The sequence below is a fragment of the Natronolimnobius sp. AArcel1 genome (assembly GCF_011043775.1).
GTDB lineage: Archaea > Halobacteriota > Halobacteria > Halobacteriales > Natrialbaceae > Natronolimnobius.
On sequence record NZ_JAAKXY010000001.1, the window covers coordinates 385,770 to 407,750 of the forward strand.

The window sequence follows — 21,981 nt, forward strand, 5'->3', positions numbered from 1 at the left end:
GCGACTCACCCAGTACTGGTCCCTAGCTTTTTGAGTATCTGCTGCGTTGACGGTCGTATGCTACACGCCACGGGCACGCTGTGTTCGATTGATGTCGGTGAACGGTCATCGGTGACCGAATCCATCGATGAGGAACTCGCATCCTTCGTCGGCGGACGCGGCGTTGCGACCAAACTCGCTCACGACCGCATTCCGTTCGATGCCGACCCCTACGGACCCGAGAACCGGTTTTACCTCTCTGCTGGCCCACTCCAACAGTCCCAGATGAGTTTCACCGGCCGGATGAACTGTACCGCACTCTCGCCGCTAACGGACGGCGTTGCCTCCGCTAGTGCCGGAGGGTATCTCTCGCGGAACTTCGTCGACACCGGCCATAGCGCCATCGAACTCACCGGCGAAAGCGACGACCTGCTCGCCGTCCACGTCACCGACGACGGCGTCGAGTTCGAGGAAGTGCCCGAACTCGAGGATGCAACCGTCACCGAAGTCACGGCCGCGATGAACGACCGCCACGGTCTCGAGGCCGAGAACCTCGCCACCATCGGTCCCGCGGGTGAGCGCGGCGTGCGCTTTGCCTGCGTGATGACCTACGACAGTCGCGCGTTCGGTCGCGGCGGCCTCGGCGCGGTCATGGGCGCGAAAAACGTCAAGTGCATCTCGTTCCGTGGCGACTCCGCACCTGACCTCGAGATGCCGGCTGACGCCGAGGAGATTCACTCGACCGTCCATCAGGAAGCCGCGACCAGCGACGACATGATGCGTCGGCAGGGGACGTCCAGTTCGGTCGAGTTCGTCAACGACAACTTCTCGTTCCCGACGCGGTACTTCTCCGAGCAGTCGTTCGAAGATATCGACCAGATCCACGGCGACGCCATCGAGGAGAAAAAGTACACAAAGGCCTCCTGTTCGGTCTGTGCGTTCGCGTGTAAGCTCCCAACCAAGGACGAAGAGCGAGGCGTCGAAACCGAAGGCCCTGAACTCGAGACGGTCTACTCGTTGGGCTCGAACTGTGGCGTCGGCGACATCGTCGACCTGATGAAGTCCAACGAGCTGTGCGACCAGTACGGGATGGACACCATCTCGGCCGGCGTCACCGTTGCAGCCTACCTCGCCAGTACGGATGAGTTCGGCAATGCCGAGCTCGTCCACGATCTGCTCGAGAAAATCGCGTTCCGTGAGGACGAGGGCGACCTGCTCGCGGAGGGCGTCGACCGCATCCACGACGACCTCGGCGTCGAGAACTTCTCGGTCAAAGGCATGGAGTTCGCCGCCCACGACGGCCGCGCACTCCACGGCCAGGGCCTCTCCTACGCTGTGGCGAACCGCGGCGGCGACCACATGTACTCGACGACGCTCGGCGACGAGTACGGCGGCGAGGTCGATCCGCAGGGGACTGCAGGGAAGGCCGGACTCGTAATCGAAAACGAGAACCGTAACGCGTTCCGCGACTGTGGCATCATCTGCCAGTTCGGTGTTGGCCGCGCCGTCGAAGGCGAGCGCTTCGAACTCCTGTTCGACGCTGACTACGACGACCTCCTCGAGGTCGGCTCCCGTGTCGTCGAACTCGAGCGTCACTTCCGAAACCAGCGTGGCTACGACGCCGCCGAAGACCGGCTGCCCTACGATCTGCCGGATCTCGAGTCCTCAATCGAGGAGTACTACGAACTGCGCGGCTGGAACGACGACGGTACGGTGCCGACCGATGCCCTCGAGAGCGAGGCGACGGCCGATTAATCTCCGTTAGCGGCCGCAGCCACCTTCTGCCGGCGGTGACGCACTGAGCGTATCGCCATCCTCGAGTGGTGTGTCGATGCCGTCCTCGAAGGCGACGTTACGGCCGTTTTTCATGACGCTAATCGAATCGCTGAATGTTCGGTCCTCATCGAATAGCAGCGCTCGCAGATCGGGATACTCCGCAGCGAGGTCGTCGAAGACGTCGCCAGCAGTTTCCTCGGCGTCGATTTCGCGCTCGAGCGATTTCGTGCCGACGATCTCTCGCAGAGGGCCGTAAAGTGTGCAGGTTACGTGGTGTGTCATTGACACAGGATTAGACAGCACAGCCCTTCAAAGTCGCTGTTCGATATCGCTGACAGCCGTGGCGAACTCATTCGTCGCTGGGAGGGATAGGTACTGTTGAAATCTCGAGGCCGGGACCGTTCGACGTGTGCGATGCCGTGGCGCACACGTCGTGGCTCCTATTCCCGGCCGGCCGAGACAGCGGCGGGAGGGGGAGTTCCCGCCGCCGTTGGATATGCCAGGAACCGCAAGGTGCGGTCGGTGAAGTGGTGCCAGTTACCGGAACGTTCCGGTAGCTATGCCGATGATGGGAGAGGTGAAAAATCTTCTGTATAGATGATTATATTTCTGCGGATTGATGACGGCCTTGGCTCAAATCCGGCAATATCGAATCGTCCGTATTCTGATGATACAGGGAATGAAAGAGAGGTTTTCGACTGATAGGTACCCAGATACTGTAGTACCACGTCCGGTGGTGCCGAATAAAACAGTGAGCAATAGACGAGTTTTTGACCAGCGAGTTACAGACATACTACTGTAAATATATGGCAGTCTACCGTCTCTGTTTGAGGACTCAGGAATTAGAACGGCTCTACTACAGGATATCTGCCGATCTGGTTTATATCCGGTGCTAACGGACGCCAGTGATATGTTCCACCATGACATGTTTCGATGTTACACCGGGCTGATCGACAGCACAGGAGCGCTTCCACGAATTCTCTCAATACATGGCATCAGAACGGTCAACAGCATTCATGGACTGACGGTCGCAGCCACCGGATACGGATAATGGCCCCTCCTCGAGAAAACACACTGCCACGCAAAGAGGCGATACCAGCCCACGACGCTGGCGCGCTACGACTGTGGTGGGTCGATGAGCGTGATCGGATGGCATGGCTGGCGCGTCAGCAACGAATCTAACTGCTCGAGACAGGACGTGCCGCTGGCGACGACGGTCCGCCCCGCAGCCTCGGGCGTCTCGAACTGCGTCCCAAGTCGGTCCCCAACGTCCATGCTCAGTTCGTAGTACTCGCTCTTGTAGCCGAAACTGCCGGCCATACCACAACACTCCACATCGGAGGTGAGCACGTCGTACTCGAGGTTTTCGAGGACGGCCGTCGTGTACGACTCGAGGCCAAGCGTGCGCTGCTGGCAGTGTGAGTGGTAGGCAATCTCCTTGGTCGCGCCTCGGTCAGCACCCCGCAGTTCCGCAGGGTCTGCACCGTTCTCGAGCAGGCCATAGATGTACTCGAACACCTCGTAGCTCTGGCTCGCAAGCGGCTCGTACTGTTCCTCGGCAAGCAGTTTCTCGTACTCGCGCTGGAACATCGCGTGATCGCTCGGTTCGATGACGACCACGTCGTAGCCCGCCTCGAGATAGGACTCGAGCGAGTCTGCGACCTGTTCGGCGTGGCCCCCAGCAGTGTCGACCATCCCCTGCGAGAGCGGCGCACGTCCCGACGCGCCCACGTCGGGCACCTCGACGGCGACGCCGAGTGCCTCGAGCGTTCGAACGGTTGCTTTCCCGCGCTCGGTACGGACGTGGTTCGTGTAGAGGTCAGGATAGACGACCGCGTGGTAGTCGGCGTCGACAGGCCGAGGTACGTCTCGGGTGCGGAACCACTCGACGAACGTCTCGCGTTCGAAACTGGGGAGTTCGCGCCGCCGGTCGATGCCGAGAACGCGCTCCATGAGCCATCTCGAGGGCGGGAGATCCGCGCCCCAGTTCGAGAGCGGTGCAGTCGCAGAGCCGAGTTTTGCGAGCGTCGAAAAGTTCCCAAAGAACCGCTTTTGGAGATCGAGGCCGGCGGGTTCTGCGTCGGGTGTGAGCCCCTCGACGAGGAAGTCGAACTGGCCGTCCCCACCGTCGCGATTGATCCGGTCACGGACGACGGTGTTGATCCATGGGATGTCGATTTTGACCGGGCACTGATTGACACAGCGCGAGCAGCCGGTACAGAGGTCATTGAATTCTGCGGCGCTCTCTTGGCTGTGCACGCCAGCTTCCCACCCTGTTGCAATGCCGCCGGTGTAGGTCTCGCCGCCGAAGGCGTGGCCGCCGACGGACTGGAAGTTCGAACACGAGTTCGCACAGGCCGAACACCGGATGCAGTACAGCGTCTCGCACAACTGGTCGTCTTCGCGCATGTCCATCCGGCCGTTATCGAGCAAGACGAGGTGGAACGCTCGGTCGTCCGGATCGTTGGCAATCGGTTCGTCTGAGTCGAAATCAACTGGCGGCGTCGAAACTGGTGGCGAGAACAACGACACGTAGGAGGTGATGTCTTGGCCTGTCCCCGAGCGGCCGATGAGTTCGACGAACGGCTGGAGTTCTTCGAATGTTGGAATAATCTTTTCGACGCCCGCGACCGCGACATGCGTGTCCGGCACCGCAACGGTCTTGCGGGCGTTGCCCTCGCTCGTCACCAGCGCAATCGTTCCCGTATCCGCTGTGACGAAGTTTGCGCCGGTAATTCCGAGGTCAGCCTCCCGAATCTGGTCACCGAGATACTCTCGCGCGAAGTCCGTGAGTTCCTGGGCCGTCTCGAGGTCCTCGTCCGTGTCGAAGTGTTCGTTAAACAGGTCAGCGATGTCCTCACACGAGCGGTGGATTGCGGGTGCGACGAGGTGACTCGGGGCTTCCTCTGCGACCTGTAAGACGAACTCGCCTAAGTCAGTCTCCCAGACCTCGCTGCCTTCGGCCTCGAGGGCGTCGTTGAGTTCGATCTCCTCGGTGGTCATCGACTTCGATTTGACCACGGTTTCGGCCTCAGTGTCGCGGGCGACCTCGCGAATGTAGCGGTTGGCGTCCGCAGCGTCCTCAGCGAGATAGACCGTCCCGCCATTGGCTTCGACCGTTTCACGGACCTGCTCGATCAGGTCGGGTAGGCGTTCGATTGCGTCTTCCTTGATCGCCCGCGCTCGATCCTTGTACTCCTCGTACTCCTCGAGTCGGGCGACGGATTCGTAGCGCCCGTCGTTGAAGCCGCGGGCGTTTGCCTCGACGCTTTCGCCCTCGGTGGCAAGCAGATGACGGATGTGTTCTGCCTTCTGCGTGCGGTCGGCCGCCATCAGTCGTCCTCCACGATGATTGCGTGCGTTTCGCGCGGGCCGTGGACGCCGTGGACGAGTTCGCCCATGTCGGCCGTCGCACTCGGTCCAGTGGCGATGACGGCGTCGTTTCGCCCCTCGCGGAATCGCTCGCCCATGGTCTCGAACGCTGCTGTCATGTCGGGAACCACGTCGCCCTCGCGGATGACGATGACGTGTGTTTCGGGGAACAACGCCGACAGCTCCGCGCCCGACGGTGTTGACTCGAGGATGACGGAGCCGTAGTCCGCCACGCCAAGTGTCGCCGCCGTCACGCCACAAGCGGCCTCGCGAAGCTGTGTCGGTGTTGGATCGAGAACGACGCCTGTCTCCGCAAGCGAGAGGTCCTCGAACGGCAGTTCGACGCCGACGGCTGGATCGTCGATGACGTCATCGACTGTCTCCGCGAACCCCGCCGCGTTCGTTCGAGTGATCCGCGTCCGGACCGCCTCGAGATTCGTTTCGAACGTCTCTAGTGTCGCCATTGCTTGGGAGTTACTACCGCGGGCTGGGATTTGGGTCTTGCCATTGACCAGCATAGCAATGCATAGTGAGACTCATCAACTGATGTCCCTATAGTGACTGTATAATCCAAGACGAAACTATTATATAATGATGTATTGAGCGTTACGCTGTCGCAATAGCGACAGTAATTAACATGGGCAACGATAGCACTCATGCTGGACAGCACAGTCCAGCGCAATCGAACGGGAACGCGGACGGAACCGACGCACGCAAACACGTCCGGCCGGACACCGAATCGTCGGGGCTTTCACTTGGTCGACGTGGCGCACTGGCCATGCTCGGCGCGACCGGACTTGGCGTTGCGCTTTCGGGGTCGGCGAGCGCTCGAGGAGATGGCGGAGAGAGCGATGATGGTCCAGTGACTGGCAATGAGCCGTGGCACGAGTGGGAGGCGGACGTAGATGCGGGCGACAACGGACTGTACAACCTTGAGCGGCTGCAGACTGGCCACGTTCACACGCCAGCTCGGACGCCCGAGGTCGTCGTCTGGGAGGACGACGAGGGAGTCTACCACGCCGACACGGCTGAGACGACCGTCTATAGCGGTGACGAGTACCGAAAAGCGATTCAGACGGCTCTCGACAGCCTGAGCGAGGATCGGAGCGAAAAGGAGACTGTACTGGTCACCGCGTCGGGAACGCTTGGCCCGGCTGACGACCTCGTCCAGATCGAGGTGCCGAGTTATACCGTTCTCGACGTCCAGGGAACGATTTATGTCGACGATGACGGCGAGCAGCCGATGGTGATCCCGATCCGCGCCTTCGACGAAGAAGAGATCGAAATTCCACGGCTCACAATTCGCGGTAATCCGCGCTTCGCCGTCTGGATTCAGGATACCGACGGCATCAAACTGGGCGACATCGACATCCGATTCGAAGACACCGACGACTTCGTCGACTACTGGGAAATCGACGAACCCGACTGGCCGCCAACGTCGTTCGACCCTGACGCCAGCCGGGAGGAGGTCCTGGGCGACCCGGGCTGGGTCGGCGAGTTCTTCGAAGCCGTTCGCATTGACGCCCGCGCTCGAGACGGCCCCACGTCGGACATTTTCATCAGTTCGGTCTACGTCGAGGGTGGCCGCCATCACGCCGTCGAGACGTACGATGCTGAACGCGTCGTGATCGATCAGGTGATCGGCGTCGACATGGAGGGCTCTGCCGTAATTCTGAACGAAACCGAAAACGCCGCAGTCAACAGCGTTGTCGGCGAGAACCCCGAGTCGCCGACCTGGTACGCAACCTTCCGGTGTGCAAACGGCTGTGAGAACGTCTCGGTCGGGCAGGTCGTCAGCCGCGATGCCCCGCGTGGGATTCACCTCACGACCGATTCCAACGAGATCACGATTGGCGAAGTCAACATCATCGGTGCGCGATACCACGGTATCGTTGTCGACGCTGTCGAGGACATCACCATCCAGGGCGGTGTCGTCAAAAACGTCGTTCGCGCGGGCGTCACCTCGACTGCAAATGGCTTTTCGGTGTCGAACCTGCACATTGTCGACGACCTTTCTGAGGAGGAACGCGCCGAAATAAACCTTCCCGACGGCGACGGCGCGCCGGACGACCCGGGCCAGACTCGCGGCATCGAGTTCTTCGGCCGGAACGGCCGCATCGTCAACAACGACGTTCGCGATGCCGGCGAGGAGAACATCGAGGTCAACGCGCTGAACACGATCGTTCGGGACAACCTCGGCGGTGGCTACGCCTCGGGAACAGTTACGCTCACGAGCGGCGGCGAGGAAGCCGCCCGGATCACCGATATTCACGAGCGGTTCAACGCTGACTTCGATCTCCGTGCCGAACTCGAGGAGGCACCGTCCGGCTCGACAGCCTGGTCACACTATTTCGAGTGGACCGGCGACGCATGGGACCTCGTCATCGAGTGGGAGACCGACCCTGGCGAGGACCTCGCGCTCTCGTACGTCATCGACAAGACCCAGGCCAGTGAGGGCGGGATCGAACTCGAGACCGTCGATCCTGGCACCTACCGAATTGATGCGAACCACGCTGGCATGCCCGTCACAGCCGACGGCGACAACGTCGTCATGGACGAGTGGGACGACGCCGACGAGCAGCGCTGGATCGTCGAAGAGGATGGCGATCTCTACCGGATCGAACTCGAGGGAACCGGCGAGGTGCTGAGCGTCGAAGATGGTGAGATTGACGATGGCCAGAGCGTCGTCGTCGATGAGGATACCGGCGCAGATCACCAGCGCTGGTCGCTCGAGCCGGTCTTCACCCCGGACGGCGAGTTCGTCTACACGATTCATCCCGACGGCGCGGATCAAGGGTTCGACGTCGAAGGTGCAAGCGACGAACCCGGGACAGACATTATCCTCTGGGATCATGACGGAACCGCACACAACCAGTTCGTCTTCGACGAACTGTAGCCGACGGCTCAAGCCGGTATGATCGCGGGCTCGAGGTGGCCCTCCCAATCACTAGTTGAGAAGAGAGAAAACGGCGCGACGGCCCGATCAGGAGTAGGTCATATTGACTTCGATCACGTTCGCAGTGCTCAGGACGTGTTTGGGGATTTCGTCTTCGAACACCGAATCGTTGAATCGGTTGGTTGGTCCGGAGACACTGATTGCGCCAAGGGGTGTGTCGTTTTCGTCACAGATCGGTGCAGCGACACACCGCATCCCGAGGACGCGCTCTTCGTCATCAATCGCATAGCCACGCTCGTGAATCTCCTCGAGTTCGGTTTTCAGTTCCTCGCGGTCAGTCACGGTCTGTTCAGTGACACCCGGAAGGCCATGACGCTCGATAATCTCGTCGACTTCAGACTCAGGCCGCCGTGAGAGAATCGCTTTGCCGAGTGCGGTCGTATGCAGGTGGACGCGCTTGCCGATGTGCGTATCGAGCGTCACTGCATCCTGGCCTTTGAACTTGTTCAGGAAGATGCCCTTCCCGTGTTCTTCGATCATCAGATTCGCGTGTTCGCCAGTCTCATCAGCCAGTTTCTTCAGCTCTGGCGAGGCGACCTGATACAGTTTCATCTGGCTGCGCGCGAATCCGCCTAACTCGAGAAAGCGCGCGCCAACGTGGTAGGTGCCGTTGTCGTTGATCAGGTACTCGGCGGTGGTTAGCGTCTGGAGGTGGTCATGAACCGTACTCTTTGGCATCTCGAGTTCGGCTGCGAGTTCGGCGACGCCTGCGCCGTTGAGGTCGTGCAGCGTCTCGATGATGTGAAACGTCGTCGCCGCGGCCTGCACCGGAGAGCGTGATTTGTGCGCCATTTGAACACTCATATGTACACGATCTATTTAACAGTTATCCGGCGTCACCGGACTCGAGTGACAGATCGCGACCGACCTCACTGCACGGTGTCGATTACGCCACGGAGATAGCCAACGGTATAGCCTCGCGAGCGGTGTCGCCAGTCCGTGTCGTCGGTCATCTGAGGAACGTGGTCCGGAATCACAACGCCGTCGTAGCCGATATCGTCTAAGGTTTCGATGACTTCGGTCGTGTCGAAGTTGCCTTCGTCGACGAAGGTCTCGTGGAATTTCGGCACCGTGCCGACGACATCCCGGAAATGGATGAAGCCGATCTGGTCGTGCTCGGCGAACGTCCGCAGGACCTCGGTCACGTCTTCGCCCATCTGAGAGAAACACCCAAGACAGAGCTTTAAACTATGGTTCTCGCTTTTGACGAGGCCCATTGCTCGCTCGAACGCCTCGACACTCCGACAGAGCCGCGGAATCCCACACATCGACTCGAGGACGGGTGGATCGACGGGATGTAGCGCCATCTCGACGCCGGCTTCCTCAGCGATTGGCAGGACCGTCTCGAGGAACGCTTCGTAGTTGTCCCAGAACTCGTCTTCGGTGTACTCGCGGTCGAGACCGGGGGCGAGTTCATCGGGAGCCTCGAGCAGGTCGTAGTCGAAGGCGGTTCCCTGTGCGTTCCCGCGAAGGTCGACGGTTCCCGTTCGCATCGGGACGACGCCACGAGGATTCCACTGATAGCCCAAGATTGGGATTTCCGCCTCGCCGAGGTTGCGGATGAGCGTCGTAATCTGTGCAAGTGCCTCCTCGCGTCCGTCGCGACCGAACATGATGTCGCCGTACAGTGAGTACGGCAGCGACTGGATGCCAGTCAGGGTGAGTCCGGCCGCCTCGGTGCGTTCTTTGGCCGCCTCGAGGGCGTCGACGGTTGGGATTTCGTCGCGGCCGACAGGGAGCGTCGTTCCGGCGTCCTGGTCGTTGAACTCGTCCGGTTCCTCATCGATATCAGCGTGGTCGATGAAGATGTCGGTCGCGCCGAGTTGGCGAATGTACTGGAGGCGTGGCTCCGCGAGTGAGCGCGTGCGAACGCCGACGCGGATCGATGTGTTGGATGCCATCTGTGGTCTTGTCTCGAGTCTTCCGCTCGAGAGCGTATCGGTCTTACGGACGCATGAAGTACCAGCCAGTACGACTCATCTGTGCTCACTTCCTGTCCGGTCCCGGCGGACTGCTCAAGCAGTCGATAGGTTGAATCGGCTGAGAACGCATTGGCCTTGAAACGGACACAGTGCCCTGTATTCTTAGCAACGCACCCGTTGTACTACTTGTTGGAGTGAGTGTCAGAACGTCACCTGCACAATTTTGTCCGGCATGTACGAATTCAATATCAGGAGGTAGTATAGTCCGATAGCTGCAGAACCGAAGCGGCTGCTGGCTGTTTCGCACGCTTGGTCGTTCCAACTGATGAAAACGTTCATACCGGTCCATGAGTGTCTCTGGTGTATGGACACCTATACGCACACCCCGGTCACGGTGGACGGAAAACGTGCCGTCGTCGTTGGCGGCACGAGCGGTCTCGGACAAGCAATCGCAGTCGGCCTCGCAGCCGATGGTGCAGACGTCATTGCAACCAGTCGCTCCGAAGACGCCGTCAACGAAACAGCCGACTTGCTCGAGGAACAGGGCGCCACAACGGCTCGCGTCACCAGCGACGTAACTGATCCGGACTCACTCGAGAATCTACTCGAGGTCGTCGAAGAGACCCTCGGTGGCGTCGATATCGTCGTCTCCTCTGCGGGTGCCATCTCTCGAGAGCGCGTCCTCGAGATCAGCGACGATGACTGGGATTTCGTTACTGAGGTGCAACTCGACGGTGTGCGTCGGATCACCCAGACATTTGCGCCCGCCATGGACGAGGGTGGCAGCATCATCAACATTTCCTCGCTTGCGGCGCGACTCGCAATGGGGAATCTGCCGGCGTATTCGGCCGCGAAAGGCGGCGTCGAAGCCTTCACCCGCGCGTCTGCAAAGGAACTATCGCCTGAGATCCGCGTCAACGCTATCGCGCCCGGCTTTTTCATCACGCCACAGAACAAGGACACCTACGCCGAGGGCACCGAAAAGCGAGAGAAAATCGATGACCGAACACCGCTCGGCCGTGTCGGCGACCGCGAGGAACTGATTGGCGCAACGATCTTCCTTGGGAGTGACGCCTCCTCGTTCGTCACTGGCGAAGTCCTCACTGTTGACGGCGGCTTCGCTGACAGCGCGTTCTAAGCATACTCGAGCGCTTTTTGCAGCACATCTCGAATCTCGAGTCCGCGTGAACTGTGTGAACTGTTCTCGAGACGAAAGTGCTATCCAGTGCTGATTGCCATTGCGGGTCGCTATTGCTCGCTCCGGCGATATGCCTTCCGAGGCGTCTGCTATCGGTGCGAACGACCACAACATACATATAATGTGATTAATTCATATAGTGGTATGCCAACGGGCAACAGCAATCGTGGTGAGACGATGGTTCGTCCACCCGACCCCGACTCGAGAGGAGGTGTAAGCCGTCGCCGACTGTTACAGGTGACGGGGGCTGCGGGCCTGACGAGTGTTGCCGGCTGTACCGGCTACCTTGGAAGTGCACAGGATGGCGTCGAGTACTGGACGCTATTCGGTGGCGGAGACGGCGACGTAATGGAGGAGATGGTCGACGAGATCAACGATGGCGATGAGTACGACCTCCGCATCAATCGGCAGCGAGTCCCGTGGGACGAACACTACGGCCGCCTCTATACGTCCATGGTCGGCGGCAATCCGCCGGACGTAGCGGTGATGCACTCGCGGATGATGCGCGATTACGAGGAAAGTCTCGTCCCAATGACCGACGCAATCGGGACCGACCCGTATCTCGATGAGGTCGCCCAGGGCGGTATCGTCGATGGCGAACAACTCGCCGTGCCGCTCGATACGCACCCGTTCGGGCTCTACTATAACAAAGAGATTTTCGAGGAGGCAGGGCTTGATCCCGAGGAGCCGCCGAACACGCCTGAGCGTTTTCAGGAGGCTGCGGACGCGATTGTCGAAGAAACAGACTATTATGCGTTCGAGTACCCCGACGGTGAGTTCCACGCTGAGACGATGCGGATGCTCTTACACGGCCGTGGGGGCGAACTCCTGACCGACGACTACGAGCCTGGCTTCGATACCGACGATGGCCTCGCGGTCGTCCAGGAGATGCACGACTGGGTCCACGAACACGAGTGGACGCACGTTGACCCCGGCTCCGGCTGGGATGCCTGGAATCGCGGTGAGGTCGGCATGATGATCGAAGGGACCTGGCACGTCACCGTCGTCCGCGAAGCCGGCTTCGACTTCGGCCTGGCCGAACCGTTTGTCATGCCGGACGCAGACGATCCCGTCACGCTCGGTGATAGCCACATGCTCATCATCCCCGAAAGCGACGAGCGAACCGACGCGCAACTCGAGAATGCACTCGAAACGGTTCGGTTGCTCTCACAGGAGTTCAACGATCGGTGGGGCTACGACGCCGGACACCTCCCGGCGAGCGAGGCCGCGATCGAAAGCGATGAACTCCGAGAGTCAGAGACCTGGGACGACACTCTCGAGACCTTCCATACAATGGTCGAAGAAGATCAGTTCATCCGGCCGCCCGCCACACCGAACGTCGAAGAGTACATGGAACAGATCTACCAGCCACTCGATGACATGCGCGCCGGTAACGCCACACCAGAAGAGGTCATCGAGGACGCCACGGCTGGCGTTCGACACGCATTCGAGAGGCGATCATAGATGGCACACTCAACTCAACAGGCTGACTCGAGTGACGACGACTCCGGACTGCTCGACAGAGCGGACTCGTCGGTCAGCGAGGTAGTCGCCGGGATCTCTTTTGCACTGCCATATCTCATCATCGCGGGCCTGTTCCTGTTCGGCCCGTTGCTGTTGGCACTGTACATGAGCCTTCATGAGTGGAACGCACTTGATCCAGGCCAATCGCAGTTCATTGGCTTCGAGAATTACCGGATTCTGCTTGGCGATCCTGACTTCTGGAACGCGCTGTGGAACACGGTCTACTTCGTGATCCTGACGGTGCCACCGATCGTCATCGGCTCATTGCTGTTGGCACTCGGTGTCAACCGCGACGTGAAAGGCAAATGGCTGTTGCGGACGATCTTCTTCAGCCCCTATGTGTTAACGGTGGCAGTCGTTGGCCTGCTCTGGACGGAAGTCTTCAGCGCATCCGGGCTGATTCCGTACTACGTCGGTGGCGGCAACTGGCTGAACGATCACACGCTCGCGATGCCGGCGCTCGCTATCGCGACCATCTGGTGGCAGCTTGCGTTTAACTTCATTATCCTGCTTGCTGCTCGCCAGAACGTACCGGATCGCCTCTACGAAGCGGCGAAATTAGACGGCGCAAGCACCTGGCGGATGATGCGCGACATCACGATTCCGCAGATGCAGAATCCGCTCATCTTCGTCGTCATCGTGACGTTCGTCGGCTCCTTCCAGGTGTTCGGCCAGCCGTTCATCATGACCGACGGTGGTCCATCGTTCGAGACAACAACAATCGTCCTCTACCTGTACGATACAGCCTTCACCGGCCGCGAATTCGGCTACGCTGCCGCCGTCGGTTACGTGCTGTTCATGATCCTGATCGCCGTCTCGGCGACCAGCTACTACTTCCTGAGCGGTGATAACCGATGAGCGTCGACTCACGTAATCCACTCGAGAACGTATCGCTATCGAACACCCGGCTGCGGACGATTGCGCTCTACGCCGGGCTGTACGGAACGGCGGCGCTGTTCCTGATCCCGTACTGGTACATGTTCGCCACGTCGTTCATGACGCGGGATTTGGTGTACGCTGAGGTTCCGTACATGATTCCATGGGACGTGACTCTCTACTGGTACGAATACCTGCTGACGAACTCGTTGATCGTCCAGTGGACCGTCAACACGTTCATCCTGGCGGCGATTACGACCGCCGTCGTCATCCTGATCGACGCGATGATTGCGTACTCGCTGACCCGCCTCGAGTGGGCTGGCAGGCGCGTCATCTTCGCGGTGATCGTGGCGAGTTTCATGGTGCCCGGAATCGTCAACCTCGTTCCGGTCTACATCATCGTTAGCGAACTCGGCCTCGTCAACTCCGTCTGGGGAGTCGTCCTCCCGAGCGCTGCGAACCCGCTCGGCGTGTTCATGCTCGTCCAGTTCTTCAAGGACATTCCCGAAGAACTCGAGGAGGCAGCCCGACTGGATGGGTTCTCGCGGCTGCGGATCTTCAGCCACATCGTCCTGCCGTTGATGCGGTCGGCGCTTGCCGCGCTCGGCCTGTTCATCTTCATCTGGACGTGGAACGCCTTCGTCTGGCCGCTGCTCATCTTCCAGGATGACGCGATGTACACGTTGCCGATTGGCCTCGTCACGCTGCAGGACAATCTGGGCGTCACCGAACCAGGCATCATCATGACCTCGGCGGTCATCGCCTCGATTCCGCTGTTGATCGTCTTCCTCGTGATGCAGAAACACCTCGTGCGCGCCGTCGAAATGCAGGGGACCACCAAGTGACATGACGGGAACACACCAACAGATCCAGACCCAATCATCGGATATCGATCCGATGTACGCCACGCTCGAGCGGACGACACGGTTCGTCTGGAATCACCTGCTCTCGATCATCGCGATCAGTTTCGCGTGGTTCCTTGCGGCTATCCCGCTCGTGACGATTGGCCCCGCGACGGTCGGCGCGTACCGCGCTGTGCTCTCGCTACGAGACGACGAGACTGTCGGCATCGACCGTGAAGCGGTGCTCGAGACAGTCCGCGAACAGTTCCTTCACGCGACGTTGCTCGCGTTCGTCCCGTTCGCGCTGTTCGTAGTCGCTGTGAACTACGGGCTCGCGTATCTGGCGAGCGCGAGCGTTTCGGCAGGTCTGCTCGCACTCGGCTGTGCGTACGCGAGTCTCTATGCGGGACTCGTGGCGATGCCAACCCTGCTCGGGCTGGCGACGGGCAAGTCTGCCCCCGCGGCGGTCGTCGACGGCTACCGGTGGACCGCCCACCACGCCGTCGGCGCGGTTGCAGTGGCGGTCGTCACCACCGTTTTGTTCGTCGTCAGCTCGCTGCTGACCGTCGCCGTCGCCCTCCTGTTCGCCGGCATCGCGTGCACGCTGCACATCGAGTTCGTCGCCGGCGTCGGCGACTTCGACCTCGAGACGGATCGCGTCGAACACGACGAGCACTCGAGCGAGCCAGTTGATAGCCGGCCGATTTCGGAGGTGACCAAGCCGTGAACGAAACGCGCGGATACGTGCCTGCGACGCCAACGTTCGCGACTCGACGCACGCCCAGAACCGAAACTGCACCGACAGACGACCGACTCTCCCACCCAGAAACACCAGACCCATCCACCCATGAGTGACGCAACTGAGACTCCAGAGACCGAATCGGCAGCGACCACAGCATCGGCATCCGACACCGACTCGAGCGCCTCGGTGAGTACGAACGGCGACTCGGCGTCCGTGTCGTTCGACGACGTTCGCAAAGTGTACCTCGACGAGTTCGTCGCCATCGAGGGCTTCAACGCCACGATTGAGGACGGCGAATTCATCACCATCGTTGGACCCTCCGGGTCGGGAAAGTCGACCCTGTTGCGGATGATCGCCGGACTCGAGGACATCACGAGCGGCGATATTCAGATCGGTGACGAGAGCATCAAAGGCGTCGAACCCCAGCACCGGGGCATCGCCATGGTGTTCCAGAACTACGCGCTCTATCCGCATATGTCCGTCCGGAAGAACATGTCCTACGGGCTGAAGCTGACGACGGACCTTGAGGAGACAGAAATCGAGCAGCGAGTCGAAGACACAGCGGAGATGATGGGCATCGGCGACCAACTCGAGAGCAGGCCGAGTGAACTCTCGGGTGGCCAGCAACAGCGGGTTGCGACCGGCCGAGCAATTGTCCGCGATCCGAAAATCTTCCTGATGGACGAGCCGCTATCGAATCTCGACGCGAAGCTCAAAGTCCACATGCGGACCGAACTCCAGCGCCTCCAGGAGGAACTCGGGACGACGACGATCTACGTCACCCACGACCAACACGAGGCACTGACGATGAGCGACCGAATCGTCGTGTTAGACGAGGGCGAACTCCAGCAGTTCGCGCCACCCGAGGAGGTGTACAACAATCCCGCCAATCGGTTCGTCGCCGACTTCATCGGCAGCCCGGCGATGAACTTCTTCGACGTGACACTGACGGGGTCGACACTCGTCGCCGACGGCTTCGAGTACCACCTGCCGGAGTCACTCATCGAGGAAATCGAGCGTGCAAACGCCGGCGACGACCTCGAGCTTGGGATTCGCCCCGAAGATATCGACTACGGCGTCAGCGGCGAGAACACGATTTCGGCGACCGTCGACGTCCTCGAGGTTGCGGGCAGCGACAACTTCGTCTACCTCGACATTGCGGGCGCGGAGTGTCGCGTTCGCGTGCCAGGCGACGTGAAACCCGACGTCGGTGAGCAGGTCGAAATCGCCTTCGATCCGGCGGACATCCATCTGTTTGACCGGCGAGACGGCGATAATCTACTCGCCGACCATCGCAGAAAGACCGCCTCGGAGTCCGACCTCGAAGAGACCGCATAACGACCACGCGACGGCTTTTGAAGATCCAATGAAATATTCGAACGAGTATCGACGGGAAACGGAACTGAACGGCACGTGGCAGTTCGTCACGGACCCGAACAACAGCGGCGACGAACAGGCGTGGTACGAACCGGGCACCGAGTGGCCCGACCGCACACAGCCGGTCGAGGTTCCCCACGCCTGGCAGGAACTCGAGGCCTACCGGGAGTACACGGGAACGGCGTGGTATCGCCGGACGGTCGACCTCGAGTCCGGCGCTCTCGACAGCGACGAGCACGTTCGAGCATTGCTGCGGTTCGGTGCGGTCGACTACGAGGCGACGGTCTGGGTCAACGGCGAGCGACTCGGCTCGAATCGTGGTGGCTACCTGCCGTTCGAACTCGAGGCCACCGACGCGCTCGAGGACGGCGAGAACACCATCGTCGTCGCGGTCACCGACCCCGAGGACCTGCGCGAAATTCCACACGGCAAACAGGGCGAGCCCTGGTATCAGCGCGTCAGCGGCATCTGGCAGGATGTGACGCTTGCCCTCGTCCCGGAAACGCGGGTCAAGACGATGCGTGCCACGCCAGACCTCGAGACAGATAGCGTCGCTATCGACCTCGAGACGACTGCAACGGCGACCGACAATATCACGGCAAGCGTGGTCGTCTCGCGTGACGGCTCAGACGTTGTCAACGCCGAAACGTCACTCGAAGCAGATGGCACAGCGACGGTCACGCTCGAGATCGACGACCCAGACTACTGGACGCCGGAAGAGCCAGCGTTGTACGACGTTCGCGTGGATCTCGAACACACCGACTCCGGCGAGGTGTGCGATCAGCACACCGACTACTTCGGGATGCGTTCCGTTGAGTCCCGAAACGGCCGTATCTACCTGAACGGCGAGCTCTATTTCATCCGGGGCGCACTCGAGCAAGGCTACTACCCCGAGACACTGTACCGGCCGCTCGGCGACGACTGGTTCGAAACTGAGGTACAACTCGCGAAAGACCTCGGCTTCAACCTCCTGCGAAAGCACATCAAGCCGGCCCATCCCGACTTTCTCGAGCAGGCAGACCGACAGGGGCTGCTCGTCTGGGAGGAGCCGGCAAATCCGACAGTCCATAGCGAGCGCTCGAAACGCGAGGTACGCGAGCAACTCGAAGGAATGCTCGAGCGCGATTACAACCGGCCGAGCGTCGTCATCTGGAGTATCTACAACGAGGAGTGGGGGATCGGCAACCCGCAGGGGCTGGACGTCGAGACCTCGCTCTGGGAAAACGAGTCGAAACAGCAGTATCTTGCCGACCTGTACGACGAGACGAAACAGCGCGATCCGACGCGACTCGTCTGCGATAACTCGGGGTGGGCCCACGTCGCCACCGACGTCAACGACTACCACCGATATTTCGTCAGCCCGGACCGTGCGGAGGCGTGGGCAGCCGATCTGGACCGAATCCGCGACCAACCCGAGGAAAACTACGCAGCGACCGAAACCGACCCGCAGGACGCACCAATTGTAATCTCGGAGTTCGGCACGTGGGGACTGTGTGACGCGCCGGCAATCGAAGCCCCCTACGAGGGCCAGCCGCCCTGGCTCGACTACGAGTTTCTCGAGGAGGGGCTGAAACGACCCGAGGGCTACCGCGAGCGCTTCGAGGAGACCTCGCTTTCTGCTGCCTTTGACTCCTTTGAGGAACTGGTCGAGGCGTGGCAGTGGCGACAGCTGCGCTCGAACGTGGACGTGATCGCTCAGATGCGCACTCGAGACGAAATTTCGGGCTACGTCATCACCGAATTCTCGGATATCGAGTGGGAGTTCAACGGCATCCTTGATTACCGCCGAAACCCGAAGACTGTCACGGACCGGTTCGCTCAAATCAACGCTCCCATCGCTGTCTTCCTCGAGTTCGACTCACGCGTCGTCTGGGATGACGGCACGATCACAGCGGATGCCGTGATCGTCAACGACACGGACGAGCACCTCGAGGAGACGCTCTCGTGGCAGTGTGGTGACCACACCGGACAGCAGACGGTTACAGTTGACCCAGCCTCGACAACTCGCCTCGAGTCAGTTATCGCGGTCGACGCGGCTGCGGTGACGGATCGTTCGACGGCGACGACGACCGTGACAGCAACGCTCGAGTACGGAGAGGTTCGAACCGACGGAACGGTGACCGTCGTCTCCAACGCAGCAGTCAACGAGGGCCGCCGTTCGGCCGAGAGCGCAGACACGTCGATCTACGTCGGGCCGGCGCTGCGACCGGCGATTGAGAATACACTCGAGGGCCGCGGTGTAACCATCGTCGACGACCTCACTGACACCGGTGGCACTGGCGTTGACCTCGCGATTGTGAGTGAAACGACGGATGCAGTGCTCGAGTACGCCGACGATGGCGGGGACGTGCTCCTCCTCGCGAATCGCGAGGGCACCGTGGCCGACGAGACGGTCTTCGACTATCGTGAGTTGCCCGAAGACGAAAGCTGGAATCTCGTCGCCTCCCTGCTGTACACCGTCGACAACGACTTCGAGGCGCTGCTTGGCCGAGTTCCAGGTTGGGAACTCGAGGGGCTGTATCCGTACACCGTCGCGACGAACGTTCCTGCCGAAGACGTCGACGTAGGCTCGATTGAGGGCTGGCTAGCGAACCCCTCTGCCACGATCGCGAGCCGACAGTATGGTGCTGGGAGCGTCCACCTCTGTACGTTCCGACTCGCCGACGCGCTCGCTGACTCAGAGTCTGGCACGGAGCCCGAAGTGGATGCCACTCAGAACGATCAGCCAATGGCATCGCTTCTCCTCGAGCGGGTACTCGAAACCGCCCTCGAAGCGTAACTCACTCGAGACGTGATAACTATTATAATAGTTGGCTATGAATTTATGGCATGGCGGATCAACACGATCGTTCCGTACCGACGAGGTCGACGTATCGACGACAGTGCCTTGGACTGCAGGCCACAGCCCTTGCAGGCCTTGTAGCCGGCTGTAGCGAACTCGGGTCGGACGACACCGACAGCGACGACCATGCTGCGGACGGCGATGACGACGACTCGAGTGAGAGTGACGACGATGACCATCCAGCGTCGTTCGAGACAACTATCGCCGTTGATCCGGACGAGCAAAACGACCGAGACGTTCCACGGACGCTATTCGGCCGCTTCGCTGAACACTACGGCGATCACGAGATCTACCCCGGCATCTACGCTGAGTACGTGACGAACACGTCTTTCGTCGCCTGGGGACAGGTTCAATCAGATATTCCGTCTCACGTCTACGGCTTCGACGATGTCGGCGAGTACGACGATATCCCATTCCCATGGGAACCGATCGGCGACGCCGCCTTTGCACTGCCAGACGACGGTGGTGTCCGTGGCCTCGAGGATTGGGACTCAGATGGCGGCTGGCCCGAGGTCGACCAGGAGCCACAAAACGCCTTCCAGCGACTCGAACTCGAGGACGAAACTGCAGGGCTGCGCCAGCAGATTCCCCTTCCAGACTGGCGGACGCTCACCTACGAGTTCGCCATCTCTGCTCGCAGCGAGGACCTTGAGGCGCTCGAGGTTCGACTGACAGCACCCGACGGCGACGAACTCGCAAGCGAGACAGTCGACGGACTTGCCGCTGACTGGCAGCGCTTCGAGGGCGCCGAACTCGCGCTCGAGGCCGAAAGCGGGAGTCAACTCGAGGGCGGCGCACAGGGTGATTTCGCCTCGCCGTACGGGGAGTACGTCCTCGAGATCGTTGCGGAGGGAACGGGAACGCTCGATCTTGACTGGGTGTCGCTCATGCCAGATGACGCGGTCGAAGGGAAATTTAACCCGACGACGATAGACCTGATGGACGACCGGAACGTCTCGTTGTTGAAATGGCCCGGTGGCAACGTCACGAGTACCTACCTGTGGGAAGACGGTGTGGGTCCCATCGAGGAGCGACCGATTCGGCCGAACGTGGTCTGGAATGGGCTCGATCCGAACCTAATGGGCACCGCAGAGTACGTCGAGTTCTGCGAGCTCACAGATGTCGAACCGACAATTACGGTCGGCGTCACCGTCGATGATCCTGAGCGGGAGTTCCAGCCACCCGAGCCGATCACGCCCGAAGACGCAGCCAACTGGGTCGAGTACTGTAACGGTGATACGAATACCGAGTACGGTGCGTTGCGTGCCGAACACGGCTACGAAGAGCCGTTCGATATCGAGGTCTGGGAGGTTGGTAACGAGGTCTGGGGCGACTGGCAAGCCGGTGGCACCCACGACGGCGGCGCCTTTGCCGAGCGCGCCCTCGAGTTTATCGACGCGATGACGGCCGTTGATGACTCGATTACGGTGATTCCAGACGGTCTGGACCCGATGTACGGCGATGAGGATTTGCCCGACCCGGAGGGCTGGAACGACGCCCTCTTCGAAATCGTCGGCGAGGAAATGGATGGTATCGGCATGCACCGGTACAATTGGGGCATTCGCGACGAGGACCCCGGCAGCGTCGAAGCGTGGAAAGACGACAATGATGCCGACGCGCTCGACTACAACGAAGTCCTGCTCTCGTTCCCAACGCAGTTCGGCGAGCTTATCGATGAAACCGCTGTGCGAGCGGAAACAGAGTACGGCCTCGAGAATCTCGAGTTTTTCATCGGCGAGTGGGGTCTGTACCCAACAGTCGCCGACGGCGATCCGTGGCCGGGGATGCCAACAATGGCCGGCGCGTCCTACATCGCAGGGATGTTCAACGCGTTCATCCGGCAGAGCGACCGGCTCCGGCGAGCCAGCCACACGCACCTTCCCGTTCGCATGTTCCCACCAGAACACATCGATCACCCGGCCAACCCGAATCCACTCCTTCCGGTCGGGTACACGCTTTCGCTGTACGCCACCGTTTTCGACGGTGAACGAACCTGGCAAGTAATCGATACGTCAGTCGACGGCCTGACACGAGACCTCCCCGAAACTGGCGTTCGAATCCGCAAACAGGACGACGTCTCCTACGTCGACGTCACCGCGATTGCGACGCCCGATACTGACGCCTACTGTGCCTTCCTCACGAATCGAAACCTTCGCAGCGACGCCGACGTGACGCTCGAGGTTCCAGATGAATTCGACGATTCCGATGCGAGCGTCGTCATCCAGTACCCGACTGACGACCCGCACGACCCACAAGACGGCGTTGGTGACGCGCCTGAGACGTGGTACGACTGGAATGACCTCGAGAGCTACGCAATCGATGAGGACGAACAGACAGTCGACGACGGAACGCTGTCTCTCTCGCTCGAGCCGTCAGCGGTCGCACGCGTCCGCCTCGAGTGAGTGACGAGGGTCGAATCAGGAACCAGTTGAATTCAATCAGCGCCGTGTTTTGGCGTGAATCCGCACTGTTTGCAGACCAGCGTCGGTGCACCGGCCGGGACCGCCTGCGAGCAGCGTGGGCATGTGTATTCCATATGAGCGATCAGTATCGCGGATTACTAAAACGTTGCTAC

Annotated in this window: 15 protein-coding genes; 10 read left to right on the forward strand and 5 right to left on the reverse strand. The window is 60.6% G+C overall.

What is annotated here, in order from left to right:
• Window positions 1–57 precede the first annotated feature (57 nt).
• Window positions 58–1,734, forward strand: a complete 1,677-nt coding sequence (locus tag G6M89_RS01855; protein WP_165160095.1) for an aldehyde ferredoxin oxidoreductase family protein — start codon at window positions 58–60, stop codon at window positions 1,732–1,734.
• A gap of 6 nt (window positions 1,735–1,740) precedes the next feature.
• On the opposite strand, the gene G6M89_RS01860 is transcribed toward G6M89_RS01855, so the two are convergent.
• The 3 genes from G6M89_RS01860 to G6M89_RS01870 all read right to left on the reverse strand — a co-directional run bounded on the left by G6M89_RS01860 (window position 1,741) and on the right by G6M89_RS01870 (window position 5,591).
• Window positions 1,741–2,037, reverse strand: coding sequence for a ubiquitin-like small modifier protein 1 (locus tag G6M89_RS01860; RefSeq protein WP_165160096.1), 297 nt, complete (start codon window positions 2,035–2,037; stop codon window positions 1,741–1,743).
• A gap of 834 nt (window positions 2,038–2,871) precedes the next feature.
• A complete protein-coding gene (locus G6M89_RS01865) occupies window positions 2,872–5,088 on the reverse strand; it encodes an LUD domain-containing protein (RefSeq protein WP_165160097.1) in 2,217 nt (738 codons plus the stop codon).
• Window positions 5,088–5,591, reverse strand: coding sequence for an LUD domain-containing protein (locus tag G6M89_RS01870; protein WP_165160098.1), 504 nt, complete (start codon window positions 5,589–5,591; stop codon window positions 5,088–5,090). Before G6M89_RS01870 ends, G6M89_RS01865 begins: the two co-directional genes overlap by 1 nt.
• A 173-nt stretch (window positions 5,592–5,764) precedes the next feature.
• On the opposite strand from G6M89_RS01870, the gene G6M89_RS01875 reads away from it, so the two are divergent.
• On the forward strand, window positions 5,765–8,023 hold the full coding sequence (locus tag G6M89_RS01875; protein WP_165160099.1) for an RICIN domain-containing protein: 2,259 nt from the start codon (window positions 5,765–5,767) through the stop codon (window positions 8,021–8,023).
• Window positions 8,024–8,110: 87 nt separating this feature from the next.
• On the opposite strand, the gene G6M89_RS01880 is transcribed toward G6M89_RS01875, so the two are convergent.
• The gene (locus G6M89_RS01880; RefSeq protein WP_165160100.1) at window positions 8,111–8,875 is read right to left on the reverse strand and encodes an IclR family transcriptional regulator; all 765 of its coding nucleotides are present in this window, start codon (window positions 8,873–8,875) and stop codon (window positions 8,111–8,113) included.
• A 77-nt stretch (window positions 8,876–8,952) separates the two neighbouring features.
• Window positions 8,953–9,984 (reverse strand): mannonate dehydratase, encoded by a 1,032-nt coding sequence (locus G6M89_RS01885; RefSeq protein WP_165160101.1) that lies wholly within the window; start codon window positions 9,982–9,984, stop codon window positions 8,953–8,955.
• Window positions 9,985–10,369: 385 nt separating this feature from the next.
• On the opposite strand from G6M89_RS01885, the gene G6M89_RS01890 reads away from it, so the two are divergent.
• From G6M89_RS01890 to G6M89_RS01925, 8 genes are all read left to right on the forward strand, one after another.
• Complete coding sequence (locus G6M89_RS01890) at window positions 10,370–11,143, forward strand: SDR family NAD(P)-dependent oxidoreductase (RefSeq protein WP_165160102.1); 774 nt, start codon at window positions 10,370–10,372, stop codon at window positions 11,141–11,143.
• Window positions 11,144–11,347: 204 nt separating this feature from the next.
• Window positions 11,348–12,667 carry an extracellular solute-binding protein gene (locus tag G6M89_RS01895; protein ID WP_165160103.1) on the forward strand — a complete coding sequence of 440 codons (1,320 nt, stop codon included), beginning with the start codon at window positions 11,348–11,350 and terminating at the stop codon, window positions 12,665–12,667.
• Window positions 12,668–13,585: a carbohydrate ABC transporter permease gene (locus tag G6M89_RS01900; RefSeq protein ID WP_165160104.1), complete on the forward strand. Its 918-nt coding sequence runs from the start codon at window positions 12,668–12,670 to the stop codon at window positions 13,583–13,585.
• Entirely contained in the window at window positions 13,582–14,448 is an 867-nt protein-coding gene (locus G6M89_RS01905) for a carbohydrate ABC transporter permease (RefSeq protein ID WP_165160105.1), read from the forward strand. Before G6M89_RS01900 ends, G6M89_RS01905 begins: the two co-directional genes overlap by 4 nt.
• Before the next feature lies 1 nt (window position 14,449).
• On the forward strand, window positions 14,450–15,172 hold the full coding sequence (locus tag G6M89_RS01910; RefSeq protein WP_206335412.1) for a DUF624 domain-containing protein: 723 nt from the start codon (window positions 14,450–14,452) through the stop codon (window positions 15,170–15,172).
• Window positions 15,173–15,292: 120 nt separating this feature from the next.
• A complete protein-coding gene (locus G6M89_RS01915; RefSeq protein WP_165160106.1) occupies window positions 15,293–16,525 on the forward strand; it encodes an ABC transporter ATP-binding protein in 1,233 nt (410 codons plus the stop codon).
• Between the two features lie 28 nt (window positions 16,526–16,553).
• Complete coding sequence (locus G6M89_RS01920; RefSeq protein WP_165160107.1) at window positions 16,554–19,343, forward strand: glycoside hydrolase family 2 protein; 2,790 nt, start codon at window positions 16,554–16,556, stop codon at window positions 19,341–19,343.
• 50 nt (window positions 19,344–19,393) lie between these two features.
• Window positions 19,394–21,808: an alpha-L-arabinofuranosidase gene (locus G6M89_RS01925; RefSeq protein ID WP_165160108.1), complete on the forward strand. Its 2,415-nt coding sequence runs from the start codon at window positions 19,394–19,396 to the stop codon at window positions 21,806–21,808.
• Window positions 21,809–21,981 lie beyond the last annotated feature (173 nt).